This window comes from Streptomyces sp. NRRL S-920 (assembly GCF_000717945.1).
GTDB lineage: Bacteria > Actinomycetota > Actinomycetes > Streptomycetales > Streptomycetaceae > Streptomyces > Streptomyces alboniger.
Genome location: NZ_JODF01000047.1, coordinates 22,300 through 38,048, shown reverse-complemented (window position 1 = coordinate 38,048; position 15,749 = coordinate 22,300). Strand labels below are relative to the sequence as shown.

General features: G+C 70.2%; 12 protein-coding genes. 9 read left to right on the top strand and 3 right to left on the bottom strand.

Annotated features, from left to right (window positions below; translation table 11 throughout):
• Positions 1–2: 2 nt before the first annotated feature.
• Both IG54_RS0127520 and IG54_RS0127515 read right to left on the bottom strand, forming a co-directional pair.
• Positions 3–1,160, bottom strand: coding sequence for an acyl-CoA dehydrogenase family protein (locus IG54_RS0127520; protein ID WP_030790115.1), 1,158 nt, complete (start codon positions 1,158–1,160; stop codon positions 3–5).
• Positions 1,161–1,254: 94 nt separating this feature from the next.
• Positions 1,255–1,848, bottom strand: a complete 594-nt coding sequence (locus IG54_RS0127515) for a TetR/AcrR family transcriptional regulator (protein ID WP_030790112.1) — start codon at positions 1,846–1,848, stop codon at positions 1,255–1,257.
• 87 nt (positions 1,849–1,935) lie between these two features.
• Here IG54_RS0127515 and IG54_RS0127510 point away from each other — a divergent pair, with 87 nt between their 5' ends.
• The 9 genes from IG54_RS0127510 (at position 1,936) to IG54_RS0127470 (ending at position 14,094) form a co-directional block, all read left to right on the top strand.
• Positions 1,936–3,567, top strand: a complete 1,632-nt coding sequence (locus IG54_RS0127510; RefSeq protein ID WP_030790109.1) for a carboxyl transferase domain-containing protein — start codon at positions 1,936–1,938, stop codon at positions 3,565–3,567.
• Positions 3,568–3,583: 16 nt separating this feature from the next.
• Complete coding sequence (locus tag IG54_RS0127505; RefSeq protein WP_051820043.1) at positions 3,584–5,584, top strand: acetyl/propionyl/methylcrotonyl-CoA carboxylase subunit alpha; 2,001 nt, start codon at positions 3,584–3,586, stop codon at positions 5,582–5,584.
• Positions 5,581–6,525, top strand: coding sequence for a hydroxymethylglutaryl-CoA lyase (locus IG54_RS0127500; protein WP_030790103.1), 945 nt, complete (start codon positions 5,581–5,583; stop codon positions 6,523–6,525). The genes IG54_RS0127505 and IG54_RS0127500 overlap by 4 nt, the downstream gene beginning before the upstream one ends.
• Positions 6,526–6,532: 7 nt before the next feature.
• Positions 6,533–7,687, top strand: a complete 1,155-nt coding sequence (locus IG54_RS0127495; RefSeq protein WP_030790100.1) for an acyl-CoA dehydrogenase family protein — start codon at positions 6,533–6,535, stop codon at positions 7,685–7,687.
• A gap of 99 nt (positions 7,688–7,786) precedes the next feature.
• Positions 7,787–8,848, top strand: a complete 1,062-nt coding sequence (locus IG54_RS0127490; protein WP_030790096.1) for an ABC transporter substrate-binding protein — start codon at positions 7,787–7,789, stop codon at positions 8,846–8,848.
• A 189-nt stretch (positions 8,849–9,037) separates the two neighbouring features.
• Positions 9,038–10,480, top strand: a complete 1,443-nt coding sequence (desA, locus tag IG54_RS0127485) for a lysine decarboxylase DesA (protein ID WP_030790093.1) — start codon at positions 9,038–9,040, stop codon at positions 10,478–10,480.
• On the top strand, positions 10,464–11,771 hold the full coding sequence (locus IG54_RS0127480; RefSeq protein WP_030790090.1) for a lysine N(6)-hydroxylase/L-ornithine N(5)-oxygenase family protein: 1,308 nt from the start codon (positions 10,464–10,466) through the stop codon (positions 11,769–11,771). Before desA ends, IG54_RS0127480 begins: the two co-directional genes overlap by 17 nt.
• The gene (locus IG54_RS0127475; RefSeq protein WP_030790088.1) at positions 11,768–12,331 is read left to right on the top strand and encodes a GNAT family N-acetyltransferase; all 564 of its coding nucleotides are present in this window, start codon (positions 11,768–11,770) and stop codon (positions 12,329–12,331) included. Before IG54_RS0127480 ends, IG54_RS0127475 begins: the two co-directional genes overlap by 4 nt.
• On the top strand, positions 12,328–14,094 hold the full coding sequence (locus IG54_RS0127470; protein ID WP_030790085.1) for an IucA/IucC family protein: 1,767 nt from the start codon (positions 12,328–12,330) through the stop codon (positions 14,092–14,094). The genes IG54_RS0127475 and IG54_RS0127470 overlap by 4 nt, the downstream gene beginning before the upstream one ends.
• Here IG54_RS0127470 and IG54_RS0127465 read toward each other — a convergent pair.
• Positions 14,087–15,721 (bottom strand): beta-N-acetylhexosaminidase, encoded by a 1,635-nt coding sequence (locus IG54_RS0127465; RefSeq protein ID WP_106977101.1) that lies wholly within the window; start codon positions 15,719–15,721, stop codon positions 14,087–14,089. The genes IG54_RS0127470 and IG54_RS0127465 overlap by 8 nt on opposite strands.
• Between the last annotated feature and the right edge of the window lie 28 nt (positions 15,722–15,749).

The following is a 15,749-nucleotide window of genomic DNA, read 5'->3' as shown; positions in this document are numbered from 1 at the left end:
GACTACAGGCCCATGTCCTTCGCGATGATCATCTTCATGACCTCGCTGGTGCCGCCGTAGATGCGGTTGACGCGGTTGTCCGCGTACAGGCGGGCGATGGGGTACTCGTTCATGAAGCCGTAGCCGCCGTGCAGCTGGAGGCACTTGTCGATGACGCGGTGCGCGACCTCGGTGCAGAACAGCTTCGTGGAGGCGGCCTCCGCCGCCGTCAGCTCGCCCGCGTCCAGGGCCTCCAGGGCGCGGTCGGCGACGGCCTGGGCGGCGTCCACCTCGGCCTGGCAGGCGGCCAGTTCGAACTTGGTGTTCTGGAAGGAGGCGACGGGCTTCCCGAAGACCGTGCGGTCCTGGACGTACTCCTTGGCGAACCGGACGGCGGCCTTGGCCTGCGCGTACGCGCCGAAGGCGATGCCCCAGCGCTCGGAGGGGAGGTTGCTGCCGAGGTAGGAGAAGCCCTTGTTCTCCTCGCCGAGCAGGTCCTCGACGGGCACCTTGACGTCGACGAACGCCAGCTCGGCGGTGTCGGAGGTCTTCAGGCCGAGCTTGTCGAGCTTGCGGCCGATGGAGTAGCCCTCGGACTTGGTGTCCACGGCGAACAGGGAGATGCCGAAGCGGCGGTCCTCGGTGGTGGGCGCGGCGGTGCGGGCGCAGACGATCACGCGGTCGGCGTGCACGCCGCCGGTGATGAAGGTCTTGGAGCCGTTGAGGACGTAGTGGGTGCCGTCCTCGGAGAGCTTGGCGGTGGTCTTCATGCCCGCGACGTCGGAGCCGGTGCCCGGCTCGGTCATGGCGAGGGCCCACATCTCCTCGGCGGAGACGAACTTCTCCAGGTAGCGCTTCTTCTGCTCGTCGTTGGCGAGCATCTTGATGTAGGGCAGGGCGAGCAGGACGTGCACACCGGAGCCGCCGAAGGTGACGCCCGCGCGGGCCGTCTCCTCGTACTGGACGGCCTCGAACTTGTGCGTGTCCAGACCGGCGCCGCCGAACTCCTCGGGGACGTTGATCCCGAAGAGGCCCAGCTCGGCGAGCTTGTAGTAGAACTCGCGCGGCACCTGACCGGCGGCGAACCACTCGTCGTGGACGGGGACGACCTCGGCCTCGATGAAGGCGCGCAGGGTCTCCCGGAACGCCTCGTGGTCCTCGTTGAAAACGGTACGGCGCACGGAGAACTCCCTCTGCCTGCATCTGCCGACACGACTAAGCGCTTGCTCAGGCTTAGGTTACCCGGGAGTCACCAAAGGCGTCCAGAGATGCGCGTCACTCGGCGGCGGCCGCCGCGAACGCCCCGCGCGCGAGGCGGTGCAGCAGCTCCGCCATGGCCGCGCGGCTGGGCAGCGCGTCGCGGCGGCTCAGGTGCGGCGTGGAGTTCAGCAGCCCGAAGACCGCGTGCACGGACACCCGGGCGGCGTTCTCGGCGAGGTCCGGATAGACCTCGCGCACCACCTCGACCCAGATCTCCACGTACTGCCGCTGGAGCTGGCGGACGAGCTTGCGGTCGCTGTCCCGCAGGCGGTCCAGCTCGCGGTCGTGCAGGGTGATCAGGGAGCGGTCGTCGAGGGCGAAGTCGATGTGCCCCTCGATGAGCGCGTCGAGGACCCGCGACGGCGACCCGTCCGCGTCGGCCACACAGCGCTTGCCGCCCGTCAGGAGCTGGCCGCTGATGCCGACGAGCAGCTCGGCGAGCATCGCGTCCTTGCCCGCGAAGTGCCGGTAGAGGCCGGGTCCGCTGATGCCGACGGCGGCGCCTATCTCGTCCACACCGACCCCGTGGAAGCCGCGCTCGGCGAAGAGCCGGGCAGCCTCCCTGAGGATCTGCTCGCGGCGGGTGGGGGCGTCGGTTCTGGTGGCCATGGAATTAATTCTAGACAGGTCGGTTAGCGCTCGTTAACCTGATGGAAACGCGTTAACGCTCACTAACTGGGCAAGGGGGCTCGACTGATGCGGCAGGCACCAGTGCTGACGAGCGCGGCTGATCCCGCGTCCGAGGCATGGCGGGCGAACGAGGCGGGCCACACCGCCCTCGTCGAAGAGCTGCGGGCCAAGCTCGCGGCGGCCGCGCTCGGCGGCGGGGAGCGGGCGCGGGCCCGCCATGTGGCGCGCGGCAAGCTGCTGCCCCGGGACCGCGTGGACACGCTCCTCGACCCCGGCTCGCCCTTCCTGGAGCTGGCCCCCCTCGCGGCCGACGGGCTGTACGGCGGGGACGCCCCCGCGGCGGGTGTCATCGCCGGGATCGGCCGGGTCTCGGGCCGCGAGTGCGTGATCGTGGCCAACGACGCCACCGTCAAGGGCGGCACGTACTACCCCATGACGGTGAAGAAGCACCTGCGCGCCCAGGAGGTGGCCCTGGAGAACCACCTCCCGTGCCTCTACCTCGTCGACTCGGGCGGCGCCTTCCTGCCGATGCAGGACGACGTCTTCCCCGACCGCGAGCACTTCGGGCGGATCTTCTACAACCAGGCGCGGATGTCGGGCGCCGGCATCCCGCAGATCGCGGCGGTCCTCGGCTCCTGCACGGCGGGCGGGGCGTACGTCCCCGCGATGAGCGACGAGGCGGTGATCGTGCGCGAGCAGGGCACGATCTTCCTCGGTGGCCCGCCCCTGGTGAAGGCGGCGACCGGCGAGGTCGTGACGGCCGAGGAACTGGGCGGCGGCGCGGTGCACTCGCGTACGTCCGGGGTCACCGACCACTTGGCGCAGGACGACGCGCACGCCCTGCGGATCGTGCGGACCATCGTCTCCACGCTCCCCGCGCGCGGCGAGCTGCCCTGGCCCGTCCAGCCCGTGGAGGAGCCGAAGGTCGACCCCCTGGGGTTGTACGGCGCGGTGCCGACGGACTCCCGCACCCCCTATGACGTACGCGAAGTCATCGCGCGCGTGGTCGACGCCTCCCGCTTCGCCGAGTTCAAGGCGGAGTACGGCACGACGCTGGTGACCGGCTTCGCCCATATCCACGGCCACCCGGTCGGGATCGTCGCGAACAACGGCATCCTGTTCTCCGAGTCCGCCCAGAAGGGCGCCCACTTCATCGAGCTGTGCGACCAGCGCGGCATCCCCCTGGTCTTCCTCCAGAACATCTCGGGCTTCATGGTCGGGCGGGACTATGAGGCGGGCGGCATCGCCAAGCACGGCGCGAAGATGGTCACGGCCGTCGCCTGCACCCGCGTGCCGAAGCTGACGGTCGTCGTCGGCGGTTCGTACGGCGCGGGCAACTACTCGATGTGCGGCCGGGCCTACAGCCCCCGCTTCCTGTGGATGTGGCCGAACGCCAAGATCTCCGTGATGGGCGGCGAGCAGGCCGCCTCCGTCCTCGCCACGGTCAAGCGCGACCAGTTGGAGGCGCGCGGCGAGCAGTGGGCCGCCGAGGACGAGGAGGCCTTCAAGGCCCCGATCCGCGCACAGTACGAGGAGCAGGGCAACGCCTACTACGCCACGGCCCGCCTCTGGGACGACGGTGTGATCGACCCCCTGGAGACCCGGCAGGTGCTGGGTCTGGCCCTGACCGCCTGCGCGGGCGCTCCCCTCCCCCAGCGGGACCCCGCAGCGCCCGGCTTCGGCGTCTTCCGGATGTGACGTGAGGAACCCACTGATGTTCAGCACTGTTCTGGTCGCCAACCGCGGCGAGATCGCGGTCCGCGTCATCCGCACCCTGCGGGCGCTCGGCATCCGCTCGGTGGCCGTGTTCAGCGACGCGGACGCGGACGCCCGCCACGTGCGCGAGGCGGACACGGCGGTTCGGATCGGTCCCGCGCCCGCCACCGAAAGCTATCTGCGCGTGGACCGCATCCTGGAGGCGGCCGCGAAGTCCGGCGCCCAGGCGGTCCACCCGGGCTACGGCTTCCTCGCGGAGAACGCCGGCTTCGCGCAGGCCTGCGCCGACGCCGGCCTCACCTTCATCGGCCCGCCCGCCGGGGCCATCTCCCTCATGGGCGACAAGATCCGCGCCAAGGAGACGGTGCGGGCGGCCGGCGTCCCGGTCGTCCCCGGCTCCTCGGGCAGCGGTCTGACCGATGCCGAACTGGCCGCCGCGGCCCGGGAGATCGGCACTCCGGTGCTGCTCAAGCCGAGCGCGGGCGGCGGCGGCAAGGGCATGCGCCTGGTGCGGGACGAGGCCGTGCTCGCCGAGGAGATCGCGGCGGCCCGGCGCGAGGCCCGCGCCTCCTTCGGTGACGACACCCTGCTCGTGGAGCGGTGGATCGACCGCCCCCGGCACATCGAGATCCAGGTCCTCGCGGACGGCCACGGCCAGGTGATCCACCTCGGCGAGCGCGAGTGCTCCCTCCAGCGCCGTCACCAGAAGATCATCGAGGAGGCGCCCAGCGTCCTCCTGGACGAGGCCACGCGCGCGTCGATGGGCGAGGCGGCGGTCCAGGCGGCCCGCTCCTGCGGGTACACGGGCGCGGGCACGGTGGAGTTCATCGTCCCCGGCAAGGACCCCTCCTCGTACTACTTCATGGAGATGAACACCCGCCTCCAGGTGGAGCATCCGGTCACCGAGCTGATCACGGGGCTCGACCTGGTGGAGTGGCAGCTGCGGGTGGCCGCCGGGGAGCGCCTGCCGTTCACGCAGGAGGACATCACCCTCACCGGGCACGCGGTGGAGGCGCGGATCTGCGCCGAAGACCCCTCGCGCGGGTTCCTGCCCTCAGGCGGCACGGTCCTCTCCCTGCGCGAGCCGCAGGGCGACGGCGTGCGCACCGACTCCGGCCTGAGCGAGGGCACGGAGGTCGGCAGCCTCTACGACCCGATGCTCTCCAAGGTCATCGCGTACGGCCCCGACCGCGCCACGGCCCTGCGCAAGCTGCGCGCGGCCCTCGCCGGCACGGTCACGCTCGGCGTGCCGACGAACGCCGGCTTCCTGCGCGAGCTGCTCGCCCACCCGGCCGTGGTGGCGGGCGAGTTGGACACCGGCCTGGTGGAGCGCGAGGCGGACGGCCTGGTCGCCGACACCGTGCCGGACGAGGTGTACGAGGCGGCGGCAGCGGTGCGCGAGGCCGCGCTCGCGCCCGCGGCGGGCGGCTGGACGGACCCCTTCTCGGTGCCGAGCGGCTGGCGGCTCGGCGGGACCCCGGCGCCCCTGACGCACTGGCTGCGCGTGCCGGGGCACGAACCGGTCGCCCACCGCCTGCGCGACACCGCCCCCGCCGTCACCCCCGACCGCGTCTCGGTCACCGTCGACGGCACCCGGCACAACTTCCACCGTGCGGGCGACTGGCTGGGCCGCGACGGCGACGCCTGGCAGGTGCGGGACCACGACCCCGTCGAGGCGAGCCTCACGGGCGCCGCGCACGCCGGGGCCGACGCGCTCACCGCCCCCATGCCGGGCACCGTCACGGTCGTGAAGGTCTCCCCGGGCGACCGGGTGAGCGCAGGTCAGAGCCTGCTGGTGGTCGAGGCGATGAAGATGGAGCACGTCATCTCCGCCCCGCACGCCGGCACCGTCACCGAGCTGGACGTCACCGCGGGGTCGACGGTCGCCATGGACCAGGTCCTCGCGGTGGTCCTCCCGGACGGCGAGGCGGGCGGCAAGACGGACGACAAGGCGGGCGGCGAGGCGGGCGCCGCGGCCCACGAGGAGGCAGGGCGATGACCCCCACCGGACTCCCCATGACCGTCCCGGATCCGCAGCTGCCGGCCCGCGTCCGCGTCCACGAGGTCGGCGCGCGCGACGGCTTGCAGAACGAGCAGTCGGTCGTCCCCACGGAGATCAAGGCGGAGTTCATCCACCGCCTCGCCGACGCGGGCCTGACCACCGTGGAGGCGACCAGTTTCGTGCACCCCAAGTGGGTGCCCCAACTGGCCGACGCCGAGCGGCTCTTCCCGCTCCTCGGCGACCTCCAGGGCGTGCGCCTGCCGGTCCTCGTACCGAACGAACGCGGCCTGGAGCGGGCGCTGGCGCTCGGCGCCCACCGCGTGGCCGTCTTCGCCAGCGCCACCGAGTCCTTCGCCAAGGCCAACCTCAACCGCACGGTCGACGAGGCCCTCGCCATGTTCGAGCCGGTGGTCTCCCGCGCGCGGGAGCAGGACATGCACGTCCGCGGCTATCTCTCGATGTGCTTCGGCGACCCCTGGGAGGGCCCGGTCCCCCTCGGCCAGGTCGTCCGCGTCTGCCGCGCCCTGCTCGACATGGGGTGCGACGAGCTGAGCCTCGGCGACACCATCGGCGTGGCCACCCCGGGCCATGTCGGCGCCCTGCTCACCGCGTTGGGCGAGGCGCGGGTCCCCATCGACCGCGTCGGCGTCCACTTCCACGACACGTACGGCCAGGCGCTCGCCAACACCCTGGCCGCCCTCCGGCACGGCGTGACCACGGTCGACGCCTCCGCGGGCGGCCTCGGCGGCTGCCCCTACGCCAAGAGCGCCACCGGGAACCTCGCCACCGAAGACCTCCTGTGGATGCTGCACGGCCTCGGCATCGACACCGGGGTCGATCTCGGCCGCCTCAGCGCCACCAGCGCCTGGATGGCCGGCCACCTGGGCCGACCCAGCCCGTCCCGCACCGTCCGCGCCCTGACCCACCAGGAGCAGTGAAGAGAAGATGGACCACCGCCTGAGCCCCGAGCACGAGGAACTCCGCCGCACGGTGGAGGCGTTCGCGCACGACGTCGTCGCCCCGAAGATCGGCGACTTCTACGAGCGCCACGAGTTCCCCTACGAGATCGTCCGCGAGATGGGCCGCATGGGCCTGTTCGGCCTGCCCTTCCCCGAGGAGTACGGCGGGATGGGCGGCGACTACTTCGCGCTCGGCATCGCCCTGGAAGAGCTGGCCCGGGTCGACTCGTCCGTGGCGATCACCCTGGAGGCGGGCGTCTCGCTCGGCGCGATGCCGCTGCACCTGTTCGGCACCGAGGAGCAGAAGCGCGAGTGGCTGCCGAAGCTGTGCTCCGGTGAGGTACTCGGCGCCTTCGGCCTGACCGAGCCGGACGGCGGCTCCGACGCGGGCGGCACCCGCACCACGGCGGTGCGGGACGGCGACCAATGGGTCATCAACGGCTCCAAGTGCTTCATCACCAACTCCGGTACGGACATCACCGGACTGGTCACGGTCACCGCCGTCACCGGCCGGAAGCCGGACGGCCGCCCGCTGATCTCCTCGATCATCGTGCCGTCGGGTACACCGGGCTTCACGGTCGCGGCGCCGTACTCGAAGGTGGGCTGGAACGCCTCGGACACCCGCGAGTTGTCGTTCTCCGACGTCCGCGTCCCCGCGGCGAACCTGCTGGGCGAGGAGGGCCGCGGGTACGCCCAGTTCCTGCGGATCCTGGACGAGGGCCGGGTCGCCATCTCCGCGCTCGCCACCGGCCTCGCGCAGGGCTGTGTGGACGAGTCGGTGAAGTACGCCAAGGAGCGGCACGCCTTCGGCAAGCCGATCGGGGCGAACCAGGCCATCCAGTTCAAACTGGCCGACATGGAGACGCGGGCGCACATGGCGCGCATCGGCTGGCGGGACGCGGCGTCGCGGCTGGTCGCCGGGGAGCCGTTCAAGAAGGAGGCGGCGATCGCCAAGCTCTACTCCTCGACGGTGGCCGTGGACAACGCCCGTGAGGCCACGCAGATCCACGGCGGCTACGGCTTCATGAACGAGTACCCCGTGGCCCGGATGTGGCGGGACTCCAAGATCCTGGAGATCGGCGAGGGCACCAGCGAGGTGCAGCGGATGCTCATCGCGAGGGAGCTGGGTTTCGCGGGCTGAGGGCGGGGGGCCCTGGACTTCAGGTGAGCTTAGGCTAGCCTAAGCTCTACTTCCGGCCAGTGGCCCCGCCACCGCACCGTCACGAAAGCAGAGACCCCCATGTCCCACGCCCGCCTTTCCCAGCCCTCCCGCCGCGGCATACTCGCCGCCGGTGGCGCCCTCGGTCTCACCGCCGCCCTGGCAGCCTGCGGCAACGACAAAAAGGACGGGGACAGCAAGGGCGAGGGCGGCGCGGCCAAGTCCGGCCCCTGGAGCTTCAAGGACGACCGCGGCGAGACCGCCAAGCGTGACACGACGCCGAAGAACATCGTCGCGTTCACCGGCGTCGCCGCCGCCCTGTTCGACTACGGCATCGAATGCAAGGGTGTTTTCGGCCCGACGAAGACCAAGGACGGCAAGGCCGACGTCCAGGCCGGCGACATGGACATCAGCAAGCTGACCATCATCGGCAACGAATGGGGTCAGTTCAAGATCGAGAAGTACGCGAGCCTCGCGCCCGACCTCCTGATCTCCACGATGTTCGACGACCAGGGCACCCTCTGGTACGTGCCGGAGGAGAGCAAGAAGAAGGTCCTCAAGCTCGGGGCCCCGAGCGTCGGCATCAGCGTCTACGACCGCCAGATGAACCAGCCGCTCCAGCGCATCCTCGCCCTCGCCGAGTCGCTCGGCGCGGACGTGAAGGCGGACAAGGTCGTCAAGGCGAAGAAGCGCTTCGAGGCGGCCTCCGAGCGGCTGCGCAAGGTCGCCAAGGCGAACAAGGACATCAAGGTCCTCGTCGGCTCCGCGAGCCAGGAGCTGCTCTACGTCTCCGGCACGAACCTCTCGGCCGACCTGGAGTACTTCAAGGCGCTCGGCGTGAACTTCGTCGAGCCGCCGGAGAAGGCCAAGAAGGAGTCCGGCGGCTGGTTCGAGAACCTCAGCTGGGAGAACGTGGACCAGTACCACGCGGACGTCATCATGATGGACAACCGCACCTCCGCCATCCAGCCGGCCGACCTCGACAAGTCCAAGCCCACCTGGAAGAAGCTGCCCGCGGTCAAGGCCGGACAGGTCATCCCGCGCGTCACCGAGCCCATCTACTCGTACGCCAAGTGCGCGCCGATCCTGGAGGACCTGGCGGACGCGATCGAGAAGGCGAAGAAGCTCAAGAAGGCCGCCTGACCTCCTAGTTCGACGGCCGCCCCTTCCGCTTACGGAGGGGGCGGCTCCATTTTTGTCACTCTGTGATACCCCCGGGGTTCAACGAAGCAAGAGGTTAGGTTAGGCTTGCCTTAGTTCGACCCCGCGTCTCGCTCCCCACACTCCTGTCCCCGTAGGCGCGGCCAAGTCCCCTCACCTGGAGGACAGTTCATGCGCTCGCACCTGCTCAATGACACCACCGCGGAGCGGTACCGCAGCTCCGTGACCGAAGGAGTCGAGCGGGTGGCGGCCCAACTCGCCACCACCTCCCGTCCGTTCACCGGCATCTCCGTCGACGCGCTCGCGCCCCGCATCGAGGCCGTCGACCTGGACAAGCCCCTGCACGACACCATCGCCGCGCTCGACGAACTCGAAGAGCTGTATCTGCGCGACGCGGTGTACTTCCACCACCCCCGCTACCTCGCCCACCTCAACTGCCCGGTCGTCATACCGGCGGTACTGGGCGAAGCGGTGATCTCCGCGATCAACTCCTCGCTCGACACCTGGGACCAGTCCGCGGGCGGCACGCTCATCGAGCGCCGCCTGATCGACTGGACCTGCGAGCGCATCGGGCTCGGCCCGGCCGCCGACGGCGTGTTCACCAGCGGCGGCACCCAGTCCAACCTCCAGGCGCTGCTGCTCGCCCGCGAGGAGACCAAGGAGCAGGACCCCACCCGGATGCGCGTCTTCGCCTCCGAGGTCGGCCACTTCAGCGTCCAGAAGGCGGCCCGGCTGCTCGGCCTCGGCGAGGACGCCGTCGTGGTGATCCCCACCGATCACGACAAGCGCATGCAGACCGTGGCCCTCGCCCGCGAGCTGGAGCGCTGCCGCCGCGACGACCTCTCCCCCATGGCTGTCGTCGCCACCGCGGGCACCACCGACTTCGGCTCCATCGACCCGCTCCCCGAGATCGCCGAACTGTGCGCGCAGTACGGCACCTGGATGCACGTGGACGCCGCCTACGGCTGCGGACTGCTCGCCTCCCGCAAGAACCGCCACCTCCTGGACGGCATCGAGCGCGCCGACTCCGTCACCGTGGACTACCACAAGTCCTTCTTCCAGCCGGTGAGTTCCTCGGCCGTCCTGGTGCGCGACGGGGCGACCCTGTCCCACGCCACGTACCACGCCGAGTACCTCAACCCGCGCCGGATGGTGCAGGAGCGCATCCCCAACCAGGTCGACAAGTCCCTCCAGACGACCCGGCGCTTCGACGCCCTCAAGCTGTGGATGACGCTGCGCGTGATGGGCGCCGACGGCATCGGCGGCCTCTTCGACGAGGTGTGCGACCTGGCCTCGGAGGGCTGGAAGCTGCTCGCCGCCGACCCCCGCTTCGACGTCGTGGTGGAGCCGCAGCTCTCCACGCTCGTCTTCCGCTACATCCCCGCCGCGATCTGCGACCCCGCCGCGATCGACCGCGCCAACCTCTACGCCCGCAAGGCCCTGTTCGCCTCCGGTGACGCGGTCGTGGCGGGCACCAAGGTGGGCGACCGCCAGTTCCTGAAGTTCACCCTGCTCAACCCCGAGACCACCACCGCCGACATCACGGCTGTCCTCGATCTGATCGCCGGCCACGCCGAGCAGTACCTGGGAGAGAACCTTGACCGCGCCTGCTGACCCCCACCAGCCGCCCGCGCCGTACGACTTCATCGGCATCGGCCTCGGCCCGTTCAACCTCGGCCTGGCCTGTCTGACCGAGCCGCTGGACGAGCTGAACGGCCTCTTCCTGGAGTCCAAGCCCGACTTCGAGTGGCACTCGGGGATGTTCCTGGAGGGCGCCCACCTCCAGACGCCGTTCATGTCGGACCTGGTCACGCTGGCCGACCCGACATCGCCGTACTCCTTCCTCAACTACCTGAAGGAATCGGGACGGCTGTACTCCTTCTACATCCGCGAGAACTTCTACCCCCTGCGGACCGAGTACAACGACTACTGCCGCTGGGCCGCCGCCCGGCTCTCCTCGATCCGCTTCAGCACGACGGTCGAGGAGGTCACCTACGAGGACGACCTGTACGTCGTACGGACCACCGAAGGCGACCTCCTGCGCGCCCGCCGTCTCGTCCTCGGCACCGGCACGCCGCCGCACCTGCCCGAGGCCTGCGACGGCCTGGGCGGGGACGCGATCCACAACTCCCGCTACCTCCAGAGCAAGGCGCAGCTCCAGAAGAAGGAGTCGATCACGCTCGTCGGCAGCGGCCAGTCCGCCGCCGAGATCTACTACGACCTGCTGAGCGAGATCGACGTCCACGGCTACCGGCTGAACTGGGTGACCCGCTCGCCGCGCTTCTTCCCCCTCGAATACACCAAGCTGACGCTGGAGATGACCTCTCCGGAGTACATCGACTACTTCCACGCCCTGCCCGAGGCGACCCGCTACCGCCTGGAGACGGCGCAGAAGGGTCTGTTCAAGGGCATCGACGGCGAGCTGATCAACGCCATCTTCGACCTGCTGTACCAGAAGAACCTCACCGGGCCCGTCCAGACCCGGCTGCTGACCAACACCGCGCTCACCGACGCGACGTACGACAGCGAGAGCCGCACGTACACGCTGGGACTGCGCCAGGAGGAGCAGGAGAAGGACTTCCGGCTCCGCACCCAGGGCCTGATCCTCGCCACCGGCTACCGGTACCAGGTCCCCGAGTTCCTCGCGCCGGTCCGCGACCGCATCCGCTGGGACGGCCGGGGCCGCTACGACGTGGCGCGCAACTACAGCATCGACACCACCGGGAGCGGCATCTACCTCCAGAACGCCTCGGTCCACACCCACTCGATCACCAGCCCCGACCTCGGCATGGGCGCGTACCGCAACGCGACCATCGTCCGCGAGCTGACCGGGCGCGAGGTCTACCCGGTCGAGAAGTCCATCGCGTTCCAGGAGTTCGCGGCCCCCGAGGGAGTCCTCATATGACCATCGATCGCGCGGCGGGCGGCGACTTCACGTTCCGCCCCCTCGACCCCCTGACCGACGCCGAGATGCTGCACGGCTGGGTCACCCATCCCAAGGCCTCCTTCTGGATGATGCAGGACGCCTCGCTGCCCGACGTCGAGCGTGAGTACATGGCGATCGCGGCCGCCGAGCACCACGACGCGTTCATCGGCCTGCACAAGGGCGTCCCCGCCTTCCTGATGGAGCGGTACGACCCGGCGTACGTCGAACTCGTCGGCCTGTACGAGCCGCTCCCCGGCGACGTCGGCATGCACTTCCTCACCGCGCCGTCCGACGTCCGCATCCCCGGCTTCACCCGCGGCGTGATCACCGCGGTGATGCGGGAGCTGTTCGCCGACCCGGCGACCGAGCGCGTCGTCGTCGAGCCGGACGTAGGCAACACGGCGGTGCACGCCCTCAACGAAGCCGTCGGATTCCGCCCCGAGCGCGTCATCCACAAGCCGGAGAAGGAAGCCCTGCTGAGCTTCTGCACCCGCGAACAGTTCGAAGCAGCAGTACGTGAAAGGGAACTGGCGATATGACCCTGTCCGACGCCGTGGCGCACCTGTCCCCGGAGCGCTGGGCCACAGCCGACCGCCTGCTCATCCGCAAGGCGCTCGCCGAGTTCGCCCACGAGCGGCTGCTCACGCCCGAGCCGCTGGGCGAGGGCGCGTACGTGGTCCGCAGCGACGACGGCCTCACCCGTTACCGCTTCACCGCCGCCGTGCTGCGCCTGGACCACTGGCAGATCGACGCCGAGTCGATCACCCGCCACCGGGACGGCACCGAACTTCCCCTGAACGCCCTGGAGTTCTTCACCGAACTGCGCGGCGCCCTCGGCCTGAGCGACGCGATCCTGCCGGTCTACCTGGAGGAGATCTCCTCCACCCTCTCCGGCATCTGCTACAAGCTCACCAAGCCCGCGGTCCCCGTCGCCGAGCTGTCCCGCTCCGGCTTCCAGGAGATCGAGACGGGCATGACCGAGGGCCACCCCTGCTTCGTCGCGAACAACGGGCGGCTCGGCTTCGGCGTGCACGAGTACCTCTCGTACGCCCCCGAGACGGCGAGCCCCGTACGCCTGATCTGGCTGGCGGCGCGCAAGGACCGGGCCGCCTTCACCGCGGGCGCCGGCCTCGACTACGAGTCGTTCCTCCGCGCCGAACTGGGCGAAAAGGCCCTGGCCCGCTTCGACCGCGTCCTGCGCGACAAGGGCCTGGACCCGGCGGAGTACCTGCTCATCCCCGCCCACCCCTGGCAGTGGTGGAACAAGCTGTCGGTGACCTTCGCCGCCGAGGTCGCCCAGGGCCGCCTCGTCTGCCTCGGCGAGGGCGACGACGAGTACCTCGCGCAGCAGTCCATCCGCACCTTCTTCAACCGGACCTCCCCGGAGAAGCACTATGTGAAGACGGCCCTGTCCGTCATCAACATGGGCTTCATGCGCGGTCTGTCGGCCGCTTACATGGAGGCGACCCCGGCGATCAACGACTGGCTGGCGAACCTCATCGAGACCGACGAGACGCTGCGCGGGACCGGTCTGACGATCATCCGCGAGCGCGCGGCCGTCGGCTATCGCCACCTGGAGTACGAGGCCGCCACCGACCGCTACTCCCCCTACCGCAAGATGCTCGCCGCCCTGTGGCGGGAGAGCCCCGTGCCCTCCCTCGAAGAGGGCGAGCAGCTGGCCACCATGGCCTCGCTGCTGCACGTCGACCGCGACGGCGGGAGCTTCGCCGGGGCGCTCATCGAGCGCTCGGGCCTCGCTCCCACCGAGTGGCTGCGCCGCTATCTGCACGCGTACCTGACGCCGCTGCTGCACAGCTTCTACGCGTACGACCTGGTCTTCATGCCGCACGGCGAGAACGTGATCCTCGTCCTGAAGGACGGCGTCGTCCAGCGCGCGATCTTCAAGGACATCGCCGAGGAGATCGCGGTGATGGACCCGGACGCGGTCCTGCCGCCGGTCGTCGAGCGCATCCGCGTGGAGGTCCCGGAGGACAAGAAGCTCCTGTCCATCTTCACGGACGTCTTCGACTGCTTCTTCCGCTTCCTGTCGGCGAACCTCGTCACCGAGGGCCTCATCGACGAGGACGCCTTCTGGGGATCCGTCGCCGAGTGCGTGACGGCCTACCAGGAGGCGACCCCGCACCTGGCCGACAAGTTCAAGCAGTACGACATGTTCGCCCCGGAGTTCGCGCTGTCCTGCCTGAACCGGCTCCAGCTGCGCAACAACGAGCAGATGGTGGACCTCGCGGACCCCTCGGGGGCGCTGCAACTGATCGGGACGCTGAAGAACCCGATCACCTGAGCCGGGCGGGCCAGGGCACCTGCGGCGACCTGTAGTAGCCGATGCCGAGCGCGTCCCAGCGCGGGGCCTGCTCGGCGAGCCGCCACTTGTACTGCTCCCAGTCGTGCGTGGCGGCGGGCGACCAGCCGAGTTCGGCGATGCCGGGCAGGCGCGGGAACGCCATGTAGTCGAGGTGCACGGAGGTCGACAGGGTCTCCGTCCACAGCGGTGCCTCGACACCCATGACCGCGTCGGCGGGCGCCCCCTGGAGATACGTCGCCGGGTCCCAGTCGTAGGAGCGCCGCACCTCGACGAGGCCCGCCCAGGACAGGCCGAGCGGCGTGTCCGCGGTGTACTTCATGTCGAGGTAGGAGCGGTCGGCCGGCGAGAGGACCAGCTTGGTGCCGTTCCTCGCGGCGTTCACGACCTGCTCGCGCTCGGCGGCGCCCGTCCTGTCATACCCCCAGTACTGGGCGACGGCGCCCTCGGCGGGCTTGGCGCCGGCGAGCTGGTGCCAGCCCATGACCTTCTTGCCGTACTTGGCGACCACCGGCTGCACCCTGTCCATGAAGGCGGTGAAGTCCTCGTGGCTGGTCGAGTGCGCCTCGTCGCCGCCGATGTGGAGGTACTCACCGGGCGTCATGGCGGCCAGCTCGCGGATCACGTCGTCCACGAAGTCGTACGTCACGTCCTTCTTCACGCACAGCGAGCTGAAGCCGACCGCGGTACCGGTGTAGAGCGGCGGGGCGACGCCGTCGCAGTTCAGTTCGGCGTACGAGGCGAGCGCGGCGTTGGTGTGCCCCGGCATGTCGATCTCGGGGACGACCTCCAGATGCCGCGAGGCGGCGTAGGCGACGATCTCCTTGTACTGCGCCTTGGTGTAGTAGCCGCCCTCGCCGCCGCCGACCTGCGTGGAGCCGCCGTACGTGGCCAGGCGCGGCCAGGAGTCGATGGCGATGCGCCAGCCCTGGTCGTCGCTCAGGTGCAGGTGCAGCTTGTTCATCTTGTAGAGCGCCGCCTGGTCGATATAGCGCTTGACCTGGTCGACGGTGAAGAAGTGCCGCGAGACGTCGAGCATCGTGGAGCGGTAGCCGTAGCGCGGCATGTCCTTGATGGTGCCGCCCGCGACGCGCCACGGGCCGCGCTGCTTCGTCTTCCTCTCCACGGCCGCGGGCAGTTGCTGGCGCACCGTCTGGACGCCGTGGAAGAGCCCGGCGTCCGACCAGGAGGTGATGGTGAGGGAGCCGCGCGTCGAGATGACCCGGTAGCCCTCGCCGCCGAGGACCTTGTTCTGCGGCTCGGCGCTGATCCGCAGCCGGATGCCGTCGCCACCCTCGCCGGTGGTGACCGGGAGTCTGTAGCCGGTGGAGGGGCGCAGCACCTTCGCGAGGTACTCGCCCACGCGCCGCTCCTCCGGGGTGGCGACGCGGATCCGGGTCCTCTCGGTGATCTCGTAACCGGCGCCGCCCGCCTCGGCCGTCATCGGCACGGGCACGATCCGGCCGAGCGGGGTGGGCGGGGCTTCGGCCGCGCCCGAGGGGGCGGGGGCGGCGGCGAAGGAGGAGATCCCGGCGGCCGCCACGAGCAGCAGCGAGCCGAGGAGGCGTGCCGTGCGTACCGGCCGTGTCGTTCTGTGGTGCGTTCTCACAAGCGGATCCCTTCGACGGGGGCGCAAC

What these genes read in the sequence shown, in the direction of transcription:
- IG54_RS0127515 (WP_030790112.1), bottom strand. Translation starts at nt 1,848, where the DNA reads ATGGCCACCAGAACCGACGCCCCCACCCGCCGCGAGCAGATCCTCAGG.
- IG54_RS0127510 (WP_030790109.1), top strand. Translation starts at nt 1,936, where the DNA reads ATGCGGCAGGCACCAGTGCTGACGAGCGCGGCTGATCCCGCGTCCGAG.
- IG54_RS0127505 (WP_051820043.1), top strand. Translation starts at nt 3,584, where the DNA reads ATGTTCAGCACTGTTCTGGTCGCCAACCGCGGCGAGATCGCGGTCCGC.
- IG54_RS0127500 (WP_030790103.1), top strand. Translation starts at nt 5,581, where the DNA reads ATGACCCCCACCGGACTCCCCATGACCGTCCCGGATCCGCAGCTGCCG.
- IG54_RS0127495 (WP_030790100.1), top strand. Translation starts at nt 6,533, where the DNA reads ATGGACCACCGCCTGAGCCCCGAGCACGAGGAACTCCGCCGCACGGTG.
- IG54_RS0127490 (WP_030790096.1), top strand. Translation starts at nt 7,787, where the DNA reads ATGTCCCACGCCCGCCTTTCCCAGCCCTCCCGCCGCGGCATACTCGCC.
- desA (WP_030790093.1), top strand. Translation starts at nt 9,038, where the DNA reads ATGCGCTCGCACCTGCTCAATGACACCACCGCGGAGCGGTACCGCAGC.
- IG54_RS0127475 (WP_030790088.1), top strand. Translation starts at nt 11,768, where the DNA reads ATGACCATCGATCGCGCGGCGGGCGGCGACTTCACGTTCCGCCCCCTC.
- IG54_RS0127470 (WP_030790085.1), top strand. Translation starts at nt 12,328, where the DNA reads ATGACCCTGTCCGACGCCGTGGCGCACCTGTCCCCGGAGCGCTGGGCC.